This window comes from Spartinivicinus poritis (assembly GCF_028858535.1).
GTDB classification, from domain to species: domain Bacteria; phylum Pseudomonadota; class Gammaproteobacteria; order Pseudomonadales; family Zooshikellaceae; genus Spartinivicinus; species Spartinivicinus poritis.
In genome coordinates this window covers 140,784-156,806 of record NZ_JAPMOU010000007.1, presented here as the reverse complement: position 1 = coordinate 156,806, position 16,023 = coordinate 140,784, and the positions used below count along the sequence as shown (strand labels likewise).

The 16,023-nt window shown below is 44.1% G+C and carries 12 protein-coding genes; all 12 read left to right on the top strand.

Annotated elements, in window-relative coordinates:
* Positions 1–430 precede the first annotated feature (430 nt).
* On the top strand, positions 431–3,376 hold the full coding sequence (gene glnE, locus ORQ98_RS08140) for a bifunctional [glutamate--ammonia ligase]-adenylyl-L-tyrosine phosphorylase/[glutamate--ammonia-ligase] adenylyltransferase (RefSeq protein ID WP_274688300.1): 2,946 nt from the start codon (positions 431–433) through the stop codon (positions 3,374–3,376).
* A gap of 53 nt (positions 3,377–3,429) precedes the next feature.
* Entirely contained in the window at positions 3,430–4,353 is a 924-nt protein-coding gene (locus tag ORQ98_RS08135; RefSeq protein ID WP_274688299.1) for a branched-chain amino acid transaminase, read from the top strand.
* A 94-nt stretch (positions 4,354–4,447) separates the two neighbouring features.
* Entirely contained in the window at positions 4,448–5,503 is a 1,056-nt protein-coding gene (gene waaF, locus ORQ98_RS08130) for a lipopolysaccharide heptosyltransferase II (RefSeq protein WP_274688298.1), read from the top strand.
* A complete protein-coding gene (waaC, locus tag ORQ98_RS08125; protein ID WP_274688297.1) occupies positions 5,500–6,531 on the top strand; it encodes a lipopolysaccharide heptosyltransferase I in 1,032 nt (343 codons plus the stop codon). Before waaF ends, waaC begins: the two co-directional genes overlap by 4 nt.
* Before the next feature lie 3 nt (positions 6,532–6,534).
* A complete protein-coding gene (locus tag ORQ98_RS08120; protein WP_274688296.1) occupies positions 6,535–7,662 on the top strand; it encodes a glycosyltransferase family 4 protein in 1,128 nt (375 codons plus the stop codon).
* Positions 7,659–8,462 (top strand): lipopolysaccharide core heptose(I) kinase RfaP, encoded by an 804-nt coding sequence (rfaP, locus tag ORQ98_RS08115; RefSeq protein WP_274688295.1) that lies wholly within the window; start codon positions 7,659–7,661, stop codon positions 8,460–8,462. The genes ORQ98_RS08120 and rfaP overlap by 4 nt, the downstream gene beginning before the upstream one ends.
* Positions 8,428–9,264 (top strand): lipopolysaccharide kinase InaA family protein, encoded by an 837-nt coding sequence (locus tag ORQ98_RS08110; protein ID WP_274688294.1) that lies wholly within the window; start codon positions 8,428–8,430, stop codon positions 9,262–9,264. The genes rfaP and ORQ98_RS08110 overlap by 35 nt, the downstream gene beginning before the upstream one ends.
* The gene (locus ORQ98_RS08105; protein WP_274688293.1) at positions 9,265–10,719 is read left to right on the top strand and encodes a lipopolysaccharide kinase InaA family protein; all 1,455 of its coding nucleotides are present in this window, start codon (positions 9,265–9,267) and stop codon (positions 10,717–10,719) included.
* 89 nt (positions 10,720–10,808) lie between these two features.
* On the top strand, positions 10,809–12,557 hold the full coding sequence (locus ORQ98_RS08100; protein WP_274688292.1) for a carbamoyltransferase family protein: 1,749 nt from the start codon (positions 10,809–10,811) through the stop codon (positions 12,555–12,557).
* Between the two features lie 5 nt (positions 12,558–12,562).
* Positions 12,563–13,690: a glycosyltransferase gene (locus ORQ98_RS08095; protein WP_274688291.1), complete on the top strand. Its 1,128-nt coding sequence runs from the start codon at positions 12,563–12,565 to the stop codon at positions 13,688–13,690.
* Entirely contained in the window at positions 13,687–14,586 is a 900-nt protein-coding gene (locus ORQ98_RS08090) for a GNAT family N-acetyltransferase (protein ID WP_274688290.1), read from the top strand. Before ORQ98_RS08095 ends, ORQ98_RS08090 begins: the two co-directional genes overlap by 4 nt.
* Before the next feature lie 8 nt (positions 14,587–14,594).
* Positions 14,595–16,022 (top strand): PIG-L deacetylase family protein, encoded by a 1,428-nt coding sequence (locus tag ORQ98_RS08085; RefSeq protein ID WP_274688289.1) that lies wholly within the window; start codon positions 14,595–14,597, stop codon positions 16,020–16,022.
* The last annotated feature ends 1 nt before the right edge of the window (position 16,023 follow it).

Genomic DNA, 16,023 nt, shown 5'->3' with positions numbered 1-16,023 from the left:
TGTTGCTCGTCATTTATTTGGAGCAACCAAACTGCACTCCTCGCGCCTTGATTGAGGCTTTTTTAGTCACAACAGAGCGCATTCAGACAGATGTCAACAGGCCCTAACGGGTGGCTATTGTAATTGTTTATATGTAGTAATACTACACAGATTAACGGTTTTACCTGAGTTTTTCCGTTAGAAATGTAGTAAAGCTACAAAAAGCGTTTGAAAGTCAATGTTTAGTTTTGCTGTTAAGCCTTGATTTTTCTCGTATTAACGGATTTTAAAGAAAGCTAGCATTAAATAATAACTATCAGTTATGGTTTAGCTTTCATTGTATTGATATGTGTCAGTGTGGCAGGCCCTAAATAGTAACGAACAAAAAATGTTGCCAACTATCTGATTCATACCAAAGTCGCCTTTATAAAATTTTTATTAATTGGAAATCATGGACTTAGCAGCATTATCAGGGCTCCCAAGCATACTGCAAAATACCGTGCAAGGCTATTGGGAGCGCTTTAAAGAAACAGCGACGGCTCACCAGCTTGAGCAGAAGTTTACTTTATTTGATCAAGCTATTATGGAGCAGCTTTGCCAAGTTTGGGCTGTTAGTGACTATGTAGCGCAACAAAACTGCTGTAACCCTAAGCTGCTGTTTGAATTAATCGAGAATAACCGCTTTGCGAGCCCCATCAGTAAAAAGCAGTTAGCGTTATCACTTGCTCAACGTTTTGAACAGGTTTCAAGTGAAGCTGACTTACTCTGCACGCTTAGGCAGTTTCGGCATCAGGAGATGGTTACCATTGTTTGGCGGGATGTCACTGGTCAAGCCTCCTTAACTGAAACCATGTATCACCTGAGTGCTCTGGCAGATGTGTGTATCGACAGAGCTTATCGTTGGCTGTATCAAGATCTTACCCAAGGACTGGGAGTGCCTACGGGCAAAAAAGATAATAAGTCACAGCATATGGTCGTGCTAGGGATGGGTAAACTCGGTGCTTGTGAGCTTAATCTCTCTTCAGATATCGATTTGATATTTGCTTATCCTACCCAGGGGGATACCCAGGGTGGGCGTCGCTCGATTAGCAATCAGGAGTTTTTTGTTCGGCTTGGCCAGCGGCTGATTAAAGCGCTGGATACTGTGACAGCAGATGGCTTTGTGTTTCGAGTGGATATGCGACTTAGGCCTTATGGGCAAAGTGGCGCCTTAGCCCTTAGTTTTGGAGCAATGGAGCAATACTACGAAGACCAGGGGCGAGATTGGGAGCGTTATGCGCTGATTAAAGCCCGAGTCGTTGGCGGCGACCCACGTCAAGGTCGTAACCTGCTAGAGAGACTAAAGCCATTTGTTTATCGCCGCTATCTTGATTTTAGTGCGGTCGATGCGTTGCGCGATATGAAACAGCTAATTCAACGGCAGGTGCGCCGCAAAGGCATGGAGACAAATATCAAGCTGGGCCCAGGAGGAATACGAGAGATTGAGTTTATTGCCCAGGCGTTCCAGTTGATTCATGGGGGGCGAGACCGAGCCCTTCAGCAACATGCGCTACTAAAGGTGTTAGATGTTATAGAAGGTGAAGGCTATTTGCCAGTGCAGGTGGTTACTGAGCTCAGGGCGGCTTACCAATTTCTCCGCCGACTAGAGCACTTTATTCAAGCTCAGGCTGATCAGCAAAGTCAGACTTTACCAAGCTCGTCAGTCAAGCAGCAGCAACTGGCTTTAGCGATGTGCTATCAGCATTGGAAGGAGCTGAATAAACAGCTGGCACATCATCGCCAGCGAGTGAATTACCATTTTCAGCAAATGGTGGCAGATCCTCACAAGCCCACCTCAAGCCAACTTTCTGGTCAGGAAAGCTGGAAAGCTTATTGGATAGGCAGTGTCGACCAGGAAGAAGCGCACGAATTATTTACTAAACAGGGTTTTCAGCAGCCTGAAGAGGCTGACCGGCGACTGCGTGCTTTGCAAAATAGTCAGTCGATGAAACAGGCTCAGCGCACAGGAAAAGATCGCATCGATCAATTTATGCCTTTTATGTTGTCGATGGCTGCTGAGCAAGAATCGCCAGATGACTGTTTGCTCAATGTGCTGCCTTTTATTGAAAGTGTTTTGCGGCGAACCGCTTATTTGGTGCTACTGATAGAAAACCCTCATGCCTTAGAGCAGTTGCTCAAGCTTTGTGTGGCTAGCCCTTGGATTGCTGAAACCATTGCAAAGTATCCTATGTTGCTGGATGAGTTGTTGGATGTAGGGACTTTGTATTCACCACCAAATAAAGAGGAGCTAGCAGATGAGCTTAGACAGCAGTTGATGCGAATCCCTGAGGAAGATATTGAGCAGCAAATGGAAACCCTGCGGTACTTCAAACTTGCTCATGTGTTGCAAGTAGCTGCTTCTGAAGTTGCAGAAACTTTACCGCTCATGAAAGTGAGTGATTACTTGACTTGGATTGCTGAAGTAGTGCTGGATCAGGTGTTGCATATTGCTTATCAGTATCTAATTGCCAAGCATGGTTTGCCTGAGGGTTATCCTGACAAGAAAGCAGCTTTTACTATTCTTGGCTATGGTAAGGTGGGCGGCATTGAGTTGGGCCATAGCTCAGACCTGGATTTGGTCTTTATTTATGATGCGCCGCCAAATAGCATGACTGATGGCCCCAAACCTATTCAAAGTAGTATGTTTTACACCCGGCTTGGGCAGCGAATCATTCATATTTTTTCCACTCAAACCCCATCAGGCCAGCTTTATGAAGTAGATATGCGCTTGCGGCCGTCAGGGGCATCTGGGTTACTGGTTTCTTCTTTAAGTGCTTTTGAGCAGTATCAATTAAATCAAGCTTGGACCTGGGAACACCAGGCTCTGGTACGGGCCAGGTCACTCGCGGGCAGTAAAAGACTGGCAAAAGACTTTTCGGCCATTAGAGCCAAGGTGCTGGGTGAGCCAAGAGAGCTAACCAAGCTAAGGCAAGAAATTATCGAAATGCGCCAGAAAATGCGGGATAGCTTAGCCACTAAAACCACTCAGGGAGGCATGGCTGATAACGCCTGGGAGGCTGAGCAACCGTTTGATCTCAAGCATGACTATGGCGGTATCGTTGACATTGAATTTGTGGTCCAATATGGAGTTCTAGCCTGGTCACACCAGTACCCGGAGCTACTTACGTATACCGATAATATTCGGGTGCTAGAAAAACTTGAGCAAACCGGCTTAATGACACCTGAAACTGCCGGTCTTTTCCGTGAAGCCTACAAGGCTTACCGGGCTGCCGCTCACCGTTTAGCCCTGCAAAAGCACGCGGGTGTAGTCAGCGGTGATACCTTTCATGAGTATCGTCGAGGAGTGATTGAGGTTTGGCAGCAGTGGCTAGAAAGCCCACTGCTGGCAAGCGAATAGGCTTTTTCTAAGCGTAAAAATCAACGAATAACTGAAAGTTGAAGGAGTCTCTAATGTCTATGGCCGATCGTGATGGATTGATTTGGTTTGATGGGGAAATGGTACCCTGGCGGGAGGCCAAAACCCACGTGCTTACTCATACCCTGCATTATGGGATGGGGGTGTTTGAAGGTGTCCGTGCTTATAGCACGCCTAATGGCCCTTGTATTTTCCGGCTAAAAGAACACACCGACCGGCTATTTAATAGTGCTCACATTCTTAATATGCATGTCCCTTTCAGTAAAGAACAACTTAATGAAGCTCAGCGTGCAGTAGTACGTGAAAATAAGCTGGATAGCGCTTATCTACGCCCGATGTGCTTTTATGGTTCTGAAGGAATGGGGCTGCGAGCTGATTCGTTACAAACCCATGTGATTGTTGCTGCCTGGGAATGGCCTTCTTATATGGCGCCAGAAGCAAAAGAGTTAGGCATCAAGATTCGTACTTCTTCTTATACTCGCCATCATGTCAACATTACCATGTGTAAGGCGAAAGCCAATGGTAATTACATTAACTCTATGCTGGCGTTAAAAGAAGCGCTGGACTGTGGTTGTGAAGAAGCATTGTTACTGGATAACGAAGGTTATGTTGCAGAAGGGAGTGGTGAAAATATCTTTATCGTCACTGATGGAGTTATCTATACCCCTGAGTTGACCTCCTGCTTAAAAGGGATTACCCGCGACACGATTATTCAGTTCGCTACTCAGCTTGGCTATCAAGTGGTTGAAAAACGGATTACCCGTGATGAAGTATACGTTGCGGATGAAGCCTTTTTCACTGGTACGGCAGCTGAAGTATTGCCGATTCGTGAGCATGATGGCCGTAAGATTGGTAGTGGTCGTCGTGGTCCAGTGACTGAAAAGCTCCAGCAAATGTATTTTGATCAAGTGACCGGTCAAAGTAAGGATTATCCCGAGTGGCTAACTCCTGTGCTGTAAGGTAAAATCCCTCCCCTTTTGACTCTTACCAAACAAAGGTAGTAAGAAGTACTTGCTGCCTTTGTTCGTGATTAGATTGGGGTGACGTTTCGTAGTGAAAGTACTGGTAGTTGGGCCTTCTTGGGTAGGTGATATGGTCATGGCGCAGCCATTGTTTATGACCATTAAGCAACACTATCCCTCAGCAGATATCGATGTGCTAGCACCGGACTGGAGTCGGCCGCTGCTGGAGCGAATGCCTGAAGTCAGAAACGAAATTGTTATGCCTGTAGGGCACGGTTCCCTAAATCTAAAAAGCCGTAAGCAGTTAGGCCTTTCTCTTCGGGCTGAGAATTACAATCAAGCCATCGTTTTACCCAACTCCTTTAAGTCTGCACTAGTCCCTGCTTGGGCAAAAATTCCGTTACGAACTGGCTGGCGTGGTGAAATGCGTTATGGCTTGCTTAATGATCTGCGTGTACTAGATAAACAACGTTACCCCCTGATGGTAGAACGTTTTGTCGCGTTAGGCCTACCTAAAAACAGCCCACTACCTGAAAACCTGCCTGCCCCTAAACTGGTTGTCAATCAAGCCAATGTCACGGCATCTTTAGAGCGCTATCAGCTCAATACTGATAAGCCAGTATTAGCATTGTGCCCAGGTGCAGAGTTTGGACCTGCTAAACGTTGGCCTGAACAACACTATGCGGCAGTTGCCAGCGAGTGGTTAGCGAAAGGCTGGCAAGTGTGGTTGTTTGGTTCTGCAAAAGATCAGCCTGTGGCAGAACTAATCAAACAAGCAGTGCCTGCGGAGCACCAAGATCAAGTGGTTAGCCTGGCAGGCAATACCAGCTTAGCGGATGCCGTTGATTTGTTATCTCTGGCCAGCGCAGTTGTCAGTAATGACTCTGGTTTGATGCATATTGCCGCCGCGCTAGAGCGCCCACTAGTTGTTGTATATGGTTCTACTTCACCTGACTTTACGCCACCATTAAATAAGCAGAAAGAAATTGTGCGGTTAGGGCTTTCTTGTAGCCCCTGTTTCAAGCGTGAATGCCCATTAGAGCATCTTAATTGCCTTAAAGAGCTAATGCCTGACCAGGTAAGTCAAGCGCTTAATCTAGTGATAGAAAAAAGCCAGGCAGTGCCAGTTGAGGTGGTTACTCCATGAAAGTACTGGTGATTAAAACCTCTTCGATGGGGGATGTAATTCATACCTTACCTGCACTGACCGATGCCCAAGCACAGATTCCTAATATTCAGTTTGATTGGGTGGTGGAAGAAGCTTTCGCAGAAATCCCCCACTGGCATAAAGCTGTTAATAAGGTGATTCCTGTTGCCATTCGCCGTTGGCGTAAGCAACTTTGGCAAACCTGGAAAAGTGGTGAGTGGAAACAGTTTAAGCAACAGTTAAAAGCTGAGCATTATGACTGTGTGATTGATGCTCAAGGGTTGCTAAAAAGTGCTTGGTTAGCTCAGTTGGCGAACGGCTCTAAATTTGGCTTAGACAAGCAGTCTGCTCGCGAGCCGATTAGTGCTCGATTTTACGACAGCCCAGTCGCAGTAGCTAAAGACCAGCATGCAGTTGAGCGAGTACGCCAGCTGTTTGCTCAAGCGCTAGGCTATTCAGCTCCCAGTACAATGGGCCACTTCAGTTTAGATAAAACTCGGTTTCCGAAACAGCAATGCACTGACCAGCCCTATGTAGTATTTATTCATGGTACCACCTGGCCCACTAAGCACTATCCTGTGCCTTACTGGCAAGCTCTGGCAGATCAGGTGGTGCAAGCAGGTTTTCAGGTGCTATTGCCTTGGGGCAATGCTGTAGAAAAACAGCGGGCGGAAACGATTGCAGCGTCAGTGACTGATAAATCAACAGGTAGTGGCATAAAAGTCTTGCCCAAAATGAAGCTGGCTGAGTTAGCAGGTGTCATTGCTGATGCAACGGCGGTAGTAGCAGTTGATACCGGTTTAGGGCATTTAACTTCAGCTTTAGAAGTGCCCGCGGTTTCTTTATATGGCCCTACTTCTCCCAAATTAGTCGGGGCCTATGGTGCCAACCAAGTGCACTTATGTGCCAGTGATCTTGAGCAGTTAACTGATAGGGCTGAGCAAACTATCGAGCCAGCAATTTTTAAGGGGCTTACGCCTGATGTGGTGTGGCAGTCGTTAACTCAGCAGCTAGAAGTGGCCCAGTAATTTATGACGTTGGCGTTTATCCTTTTTAAATATTTCCCATTTGGTGGCTTGCAGCGAGACTTTTTACGAATTGCTTTAGCCTGTTTAGCCCGTGGCCATCAAATTCGTGTTTACACTATGGGTTGGCAAGGAGATCAACCTGCTGAATTTGATGTTCGATTAATTAGAAACAAAGCATTATCTGCTCATAAACGTGACCAAGCTTTTCAGCAAGCGGCGATGGCTGATATTAAGGAAAACCCGGTCGATTTAGTGGTGGGCTTTAATAAAATGCCAGGGCTGGATGTTTATTATGCTGCTGATCCTTGCTATGAAGAAAAAGCCCAAAACTCTAGAGGTTGGTTGTATCGGCAAGGGGCTCGTTACAAACATTTTAATCATTTTGAGTCTGCGGTGTTTAGCGCGCAAAGTCACACCCATATTTTAATGATTGCTGAGCGACAAATTGCAATTTATCAGCAGTATTATCAAACCCCGCAAAATCGCTTTCATCTGCTACCCCCTGGTATCGCAAAAGACCGAAAACGGCCCGCTAATGCAGATTCCATTCGTGCAGCGCTTCGCCAAGAGTTTGGCCTGGCTGATCAGGATAAACTGTTGTTAATGGTAGGTTCTGGCTTTAAAACCAAAGGCTTAGACAGAGCTTTATTAGCACTACAGGCATTACCTGCTGAACAAAGGCAAACAACGAAGCTATTTGTGATTGGTCAGGATAATTTTAAACCATTTGAGCGGATGGCTAATAAGCTTGGTGTAAGTAATCAGGTTCGCTTTTTTGCAGGGCGTGATGATATTTCCCGATTTTTATTGGGTGCTGACTTGTTAATTCACCCTGCTTATCACGAAAATACTGGTACTGTCTTACTTGAAGCAGTTGTTGCTGGTTTACCAGTATTAGTAACCGATGTGTGTGGTTATGCCCGCTATATACAACAGGCTGAAGCTGGTCTGCTAGTAACAAGCCCTTTTAATCAGCAGCAGTTTAATCAAATGTTGTTAGAAATGTTGCTGTCTGATAAGCATTCAGAGTGGCAAGCCAATGGACTTAGTTTTGCTGAGCAGGCTGATATTTATAGTATGCCTGAACGGGCTGCAGAGCAAATTGAGCAGCTAGCGGGGCAACTGTCGTGAAATTAAATCTGCGTGAAGACTTTGCCAGCTGGTGGCAGGGCAAAGACCCTTTTGCTCAAGTGCGCCAGTTGCAAGGAGAAATATTTCGAGAGCTGGAAGCTCGTCGTACATTGCGTTTTGAGCATAATGGTAAAGGCTTTTTTGCCAAGCTGCATTTTGGTGTTGGTTGGCGAGATATTGTCGATAATTTAATTCGGTTTCGCTGGCCAGTATTAGGTGCGACTAACGAGTGGCAAGCAATTAAACGCTTACAGCAGCTTGGGGTGAAAACAATGACTCCAGTTGCTTTTGGTATTAAAGGCTGTAATCCTGCAACACAACAGTCGTTTATTATCACTGAAGAGCTGCACGATATGATAAGTCTTGAGGATTTATCATTAAATTGGCAGCAATCTCCACCACCATTAAAGCTAAAACGTAATTTAATTGCTCAGGTTGCGAAGATAACCCGAACCATTCATGAAAACGGGTTAAATCATCGCGATTATTATATTTGTCATTTTCTTTTATCGCCTAAGCTACCTGCCGATTTAAACCCTGATCTATGGTTGATTGACTTACATCGTGCTCAGGTGCGTAACCACACACCACATCGTTGGCTAAATAAAGATTTAGCTGCGTTGTATTTTTCGGTGATGGATATAGGACTGTGCCGTAATGATTTATTCCGCTTCATCAAGATATACACAGGCAAGCCTTTAAAACAAGCACTTAAAGAGAAAGCCAGCACTTGGCGTATGTTGGCGAAAAAAGCAGAAAAACTATATGCTCGCAAGCAACGCAAAGGTGACGCAATTTAAGGTGAATATGCTCAGTTTTTTGAAGTCTGCTGTTTGGCCTAAATCGGGTTTTTGGACTGTCACTCAGCCCTACCAACATACCCCTGTTGCTGATGTGTTTGGTAGCTTGGATAAAGTATTCAAGTTACCAGGTGAACAGATTACCAGTGATCCTTTGAGTAAAGTTTATAAAGTCACAGCTGCTGGTAAGGTTTTTTATGTAAAGCGCTATACGGGTGGTGGTAAAGGCTTGCGTCGTTATATTGGTCGTAGTCGAGTCCGTGCAGAATGGAAAAACCTGCTGTTATTCCGTCGTTTGGGATTACCAACTGCCAATTTAGTTGCGTATGGAGAACAAAAGCTGTTTAGCATGATGCTGAAAGGCGCTTTAATTACTGAAGGGCTGGAAAATACCATAGATTTATCTGAGGTAATAGAAGAGTACCCCAATTATTTAACTGATCGAAACTGGTTATTGTCAGTGATTGATCAAGTGGCTTGGGCTACTCGGGTATTGCATGCTTACCGGTTTGTTCATAACGATTTAAAGTGGCGAAATATCCTGGTTTCTCGGGATAAAGCCAATCCGCAGATATTTCTGATTGACTGCCCTGGTGGTTTCAGGTGGTTTGGCCCGATGCTGCAATATCGCATTGTTAAAGATCTGGCTTGCTTGGATAAACTGGGAAAATACCATTTATCGCGCACGATGCGGATGCGCTTTTACAAGCTGTATCGAGGCAATAGTCTTACTCATCGGCTTACGAGCAAAGACAAACAGCAAATCAGGCAAGTGCTGGGCTTTTTCGAGGGGCGTGAGTAAGTGGCGGTAGCTATTCCACAAGCCACTTTGGCAGGATTGCGTAGTCAAGGCCGAGAGGTTACCACGCCGTTTAGTCTGTTGCTTGATAATGAACAAGTCGAACTTGTCGTACATAAAACCCTTCGTGTATTGCCAGGTAAGCGGGTGGTTGGTTATGGCGAATATCAAGGCCAGCCAGTATTAGCCAAACTGTTTGTTGCCCCGAATAAAGCAAAGTGGCATGCCCAGCGAGAATTAAAAGGTACCCGCTGGTTAGAGGATGCTGGCGTAGCTACTCAGCAGCTAGTAGCGTCAGATACCTTTGAACAGCAAGGTCATGTGGTACTTTTTAAGTGGCTGGACAATACCCAAAGCTTGGCAGAGCTCTGGCAACAAGCCAGTAGTGATGAGCAGCGACTACAGTTGTTTTTGCCTTCCTTTGGCCTGCTAGCCCAGATGCATAAGGCTGGCTTGAAGCAAGATGATATTCATCTGAATAATTTTTTAGTTTATCAGGGTAACATGCTGGCTATTGATGGCGATGGGGTAGATGGCTCTCTCCAGGGTAGCCTACTGCCCAGACAGGATATTTTGGATAACTTGGCGATTTATTTGGCTCAGTTGCCTCCTTATTATGATCGCTTTGTATCACAAGTCGTTGCAGACTATAATGCCCGCCAACTTGAAATGCAGCCAATGACTGAAGTGGAACTACAGGCTTTAACAGTCCGTTGGCGAAAGTGGCGAGTAGCGAATTACTTACGAAAAGTGACTCGCGACTGTAGTGAGTTTGTAGTGAATAAAAGCTGGTCTCGCTTAGAAATTTATCGAAGAGAGTGGGGTTGCGATGAATGGCACGGCTTTTTACAAAACCTTGACTATTGTTTGGTAGATAATTCAAACCGGCTAAAAAGCGGAAATACCGCAACCGTAGGAATGGCTCAGTATAATGGCCAGCCACTGGTGATTAAGCGGTATAACATTAAGAGCGTCCAGCACCGGTTATCTCGTTGCTGGCGACCAAGCCGGGCTTGGGTATCCTGGTTGAATGCCCATCGGCTGGGCTTGTTGGGTATTCAAACGCCGCAACCGATAGCATTAATTGAAGAGCGCTGCGGGCCGTTGCGTGGTAGAGCATTTTTGATTTTAGAGTATGTTGCTGGGCCAGACTGTTTATCGCATTTTTTAGCGGCAACTGACTCGTCTGAGGTTGAGCGCTGGTTGCCAGCGTTTAGCCAGTTATTTGAAACCATGGAGAAATATCAAATTTCTCATGGTGATTTAAAAGCCAATAACCTGCTTTTGGCAGAGTCTGGGCTGCAAATGATTGACCTGGATGCTATGCAACAGCATGATCGCCCAGGTTCATTTCAGGTTGCATTTCAACGGGATTTGCAGCGTTTTAATAAAAACTGGCTAAATGCGTCGCCGAATATAAAGCAAGTATTCGAGCAGTTAGTAAGTCGGTTTAGTTGATATAAAGATACAATCTCACTGTTTTCTGGGGCTGTTGCAATAAGCCTTTGGTATAAGCAACAGTTGTAGCTGAAAAGAAGAGGTGTTAAGTGGCATTAACAATTTTAGGTTTATCTGGCGCATTGAGCCATGATCCTTCAGCAGCATTGTATATAGATGGCAAGTTGGTTGCTGCTGCTGAAGAGGAGCGCTTTCTTCGGGATAAACACGCCAAAAATAAAATGCCGCTAGAGGCTACTAAATTTTGTTTAAAGCAGGCAGGCATCTCTGCTAAAGATGTTGATGTCATTGCTGTGCCTTTTGCACCCATTAGCCTATCCAGTCCAGCCCGCTGGCATTATGCGAAGCGGTATTGGTATGCCCCTGACCGTGCATTAGATGTGTTGTTTAATGGTAATCGCCGTTATCGTCGTTATGTAGGGCAGATCCGTGAAATGCTTGAGTCAATCGGCTTTGATTGGCAGAAGGTCGAGTTTGAACCGGTTGAACATCACTTAGCCCATGCTTCCAGTGCTTATCACCTGAGTGGTTTTAAAGAAAAAACTGCCATCATGGGGATTGATGGGAAAGGTGAGTACGCCACAACATTTTTTGGTTATGGCGAAAATGGCAAAATTCATAAAATCAAAGAATTTTATGACCCAGACTCGCTTGGTGGTTTATATGGTGCCATCACTGAATATCTCGGTTTTGAGATGCTTGATGGCGAGTATAAAGTAATGGGCATGGCGCCCTATGGTGACCCCAGTAAATACGACTTATCAAGATTAATTGATTTTGATGGAAAAGAATTTCGAGTTAATACTGACTACATTAATGTAGTTGGACTACGTCGTTATAAAGAAAATGGCAAAGGCTTTTATTTTACCAAGAAATTAATTGAGTGGCTGGGTCCTCGCCGGAAAGGTGATGTGGCAGATGATCCTTATATTCACTATGCTGCAAGCATTCAGCAATTATATGAGACAGTTGCCCTGAAATTAATGGATTATTATTTGGGTGATATTATCAAAGAAACTGGCTTATTAGCGTTTTCTGGTGGTGGAGCGTTAAACGTAAAACTTAACCAGAAAATTGTCGCTCGCTCAGAATTAAAAGAATTATTTGTCCAGCCTGCTTCAGGAGATGCCGGAACCGCCATTGGTGCAGCTTCGTTTGCTTCAGAAAAACGTGGTGTGTCTGTTGAAAAAATGGAGCATGTTTATCTAGGCCCTTCATTTACTAATGAACAGGTTATCGAAGCCTGTCAGCAGCACCCAGATAAACCTAAATTCAAACAAATCGGTCAAGTTCCAGAGCGTATTGCTAAAGTGCTTGCCGATGGGAACCCGGTTGCCTGGTTTCAAGGGCGGATGGAGTTTGGTCCTCGAGCATTAGGTCGGCGTAGTATTTTAGGTTGTCCCAGTGTGAAAGGAGTTGCTGACCGAATTAATGAGCAAATTAAATTCCGCGAGCGTTGGCGTCCGTTCTGTCCTAGTATGCTGGATCGTGTGGCACCAGAAATGTTTAAAGTGGACCACCCAGCGCCTTTTATGACCTTTACCTTTGAAGTCAAAGAGGAATGGAAAGAGCGCGTCCCGGAGGTAGTACATGAAGATGGTACTGCCAGGGCGCAGGCTGTTAAACGGGAAGTAAACCCTCGTTACTATGATTTAATGCTGGAAATGGAAAAGTTCACTGGCAATGGCGTAGTGTTGAATACTTCATTAAACCGCCGTGGTGAGCCAGTTGTATGTACGCCTACTGATGCATTGAATATGTTTTTTGGCTCAGACTTACAATATTTAATTATGGAAGATATTTTAGTCGTGAAAGGCGACTTTCCTGAGGGTTGCTGATAACAATGAATCAACCCCATGTACTACAGCTCTGTCACGGATATGAGCCACCTTTTTTAGATGTGGCTCGACAATATGCAGGGCTGTTTGCTGATACGCCTTATAAAGTGACAACCGTTTATTTAACAGGCGAGTTCTCTGATCAAGTGGCAAATGAGTCGGCTTCTGATGAAGTATTTTTTCTGGAAAACACTTCAAGAGATGTGCGAGGCTTGAAGCGCAAGCAAATTAAACAGTTACAGCGTATATGTGAGCAAAGACAGTTTAGCTTTGCCATTGCCCACCGGTTTAAGCCTTTATATATCTGCTCTCATATCCCAGATTTATTTACCGTTGGTGTTCATCATGCTTTTGGTGATTATCAGCGAAAAACTAGACGTTGGTTTGTTAACCGTCGCCAGCAACGTTTAGCTTTGCTTGGTGTGTCCAATGCGGTGAGAGATGATATTCGCCATTGCTTACCTCATTGGTCGTCGGACCGTATTCAAACCCTGTATAATCGGGTTGATTATGAGCAACTAAAAGCTAATTTGGTTGAACGCGAAGCTGCCCGAAAATTTTTAGGTTTAACACAAGATCAGTATGTTTTTGCTAATGTAGGGCGATTACACCCAGATAAAGACCAGGCAACCTTATTAAAAGCATTTGCTTTAATTGCAGGACAGCTGCCGAATGCAGTATTAGCAATTTTAGGTCAAGGCAGGCTAGAGAGTGAATTAAAGCAGTTAGCCCAGTCTCTTGGTATTGCAAAGCAAGTGTTGTTTTTAGGAATGGTACCCGAGGCTGCTCAATACTATAAAGCCTTTGATAGTTTTATTTTAACGTCTGATCATGAGCCTTTTGGTATGGTATTACTGGAGGCTATGGCTGCTGGTTTGCCGGTCATTGCTACTGACTGTGGTGGTGGTAAAGAGGTGGTTGAGGGTTGTGGCCAGTTGTTTCCATTAGGGGATGCACAACAGCTGGCTTCACATATGACCCAAATTTACGGCCTTTCTAGCCAAGACAAAACTGTTCTGGCAGATAAAATGGATGCTAAAGTCACTGAAAATTTTAGCTACTCAGTCGTTAAAGACCACTTTTGGCAGCTGCCTTTTATCAAGCCTTACGCCATGAAAATGGGGGTTGCATGAGTTTACTCGCGAAATGGCAAACCCGTCATTGGCAACCTTTAACTGCAGGCCAATATGAAGAGGCTTACCAACAGTGGGGCGGTAGTTTTATAACTCACCCAGAAGTGATTGGCGTGGTTTCGTCATTATTAGATACCCCACTGGAGTTTAGTGGCCGCTATCAAGATGACCAGCTTATTGCTGCGATTCCGGTGTGGGAAAACTATGTCGCGGGCAGTAAGCAAGCTTTAAAAAAACTCGGTAAACGAGGCTTAGTGGATACAGGTAATGCGGAAATTATATTGCCCATTGCTGAAAATGCCCAACTTGAATTGCCTTATAAAGCAGAATTAATTTCGAATTTGCATGAATCCCAGCTGACCAATCTGAAGGATAAAGATAAACAGTTGTGTTTAGCTAAAGGCTTTCAACTTGGGGGCTATTCTAAAAAGTTCAAATACAATCACCGTCGTGAATTAAGACTGTTTCAAGAAGCGGGTGGTGAGTTGCATCCTATCAGTGAGTTATCTGCAGATCAGATATGTGAGTTTTATTTGACATTATTTGAGTTAAGGTGGGGCTTTGCAGCCAAAGGTGCATCCTTGATGGGAGAATTACTGAGTAGACTACAAAAATATTTAGTTGGCTCAGTGCTGTATTTTGATAAACGGCCAGTTGCGATTCAGCTGGTATATCAGGCTGAATCAGAAAAATGGCTGTCTGTAGAGTATATCAATGGTGGGGTTGATCCCTCTGTAAAAGAGTTTAGCCCTGGTAGTGTGCTTAGCTTTTTGAATGTGCAGGAAGCTCAGGAGATGGCTGATAAGCAAAATAAGCAGATGCGTTATTCATTTGGTTTAGCTGATAACGAGTATAAAGACCGCTGGTGTAATAGAGTGTCAGTGTACTCAACGTAGTAAGTATTATGAAAACAAAAGATAACCCATATTTAAAAAAGAAGAAGATGACAAACCAAATAAAAGCGTTAGTTTTTATTTGTTTGGCACTTCTTGGGCTTTTGATGGGTTGGTACTGGCAAACTTTACTCTTTGCAGTCATTTTTTATATTGCCCATGAAGTGTTGTGGTCTGATCATATTTTTTATGACCCCAAGTCAGATTACCAATACCAGTTTGAAAATGCGGTAGAGCTGCCGTTAACTATAGAAAATAATCAACTGCGTTGTGTAGAAAAGCCTGACAGTGAATTATCGCTGGATACAGGATTGGTTATTATCAAAATTAAAGCTAATTGGCTGGGTAGTATTTTTGATCCTTATGTCGAAATAAGCGATGGTAATACTACAAATAGACAGTATTTTGAACGCTCTGCAAATGGATTGCGCTATTTGAATATAAGTGATTGGTTAAAAACGCTGTTAACTGGTGAGTATTTAACCCTCAACTTCAAGCACTGTCAGCCAATTGTTGATAACAACAGTAAATCAGCCCTATTTGGTTTTGCTAACCCAGACATCATCAACAAACGAATAATGATTATTGCTCCCCATGCTGATGATGCGGAGCTGGCTGCCTTTGGTCTTTATAGCCAGGCGGAAGAAGTTAGCATTATTACTTTAACGGCTGGCGAAGTAGAGCAGAAGGATTTTCAACATGTCTATCCAGATCCTCAACAGGCATCTATATTAAAGGGCCGTTTGAGAGCATTTGATAGTATTGCAGTACCTGCTTGGGGTGGTGTTCCAAAAGCACAGGTTGTTAACCTTGGCTACTTTTGTCTACGCCTCAAGGACATGTACGAAGAGCAAACTAGACTAGTTAGCTCTAAAACTGCAGGTGTTGATACTACAACTGTATTTAGAGAGTTTAATAGCTTTCCGCTACCTACTGATGGTGATAATAAAGCTACAGGTGAAAATCTGTTAAAAGACCTTCATTTCTTAATAGAAAAATACCAGCCGGAAGTTATAGTCACACCACATTTAGAGTTGGATCCTCACCAAGATCACTATTATGCAACTCAATTTATTCACCAAGCAGTGAGTGAGGTGAGTTACTCTGGCATAAAGCACTGGCTGTACTACGCAAACCACTACGTTCACACGGATATGCATCCATTTGGGCCACCCCATGCAATAGCATCATTAGCACCCAACCTTAATGCAGAGGTTAAAACGCCAGGGGTATTGTCTATTCCTTTATCAGAAAAGCAGCAGAAAGATAAAGTGTATGCCTTGGAAATGATGCATGATTTGAAACGAAAAACAAAACTAAAAAAATATTTTAGAGGAGGTTTGCAAAATATTTTTGTTAATAGAAGTATGTGCAAGTATGGAGAAGATAGCTATTTTTTCAAATGTATTAAAAGTAATGAGTTGTTTGTAATAAAATGAG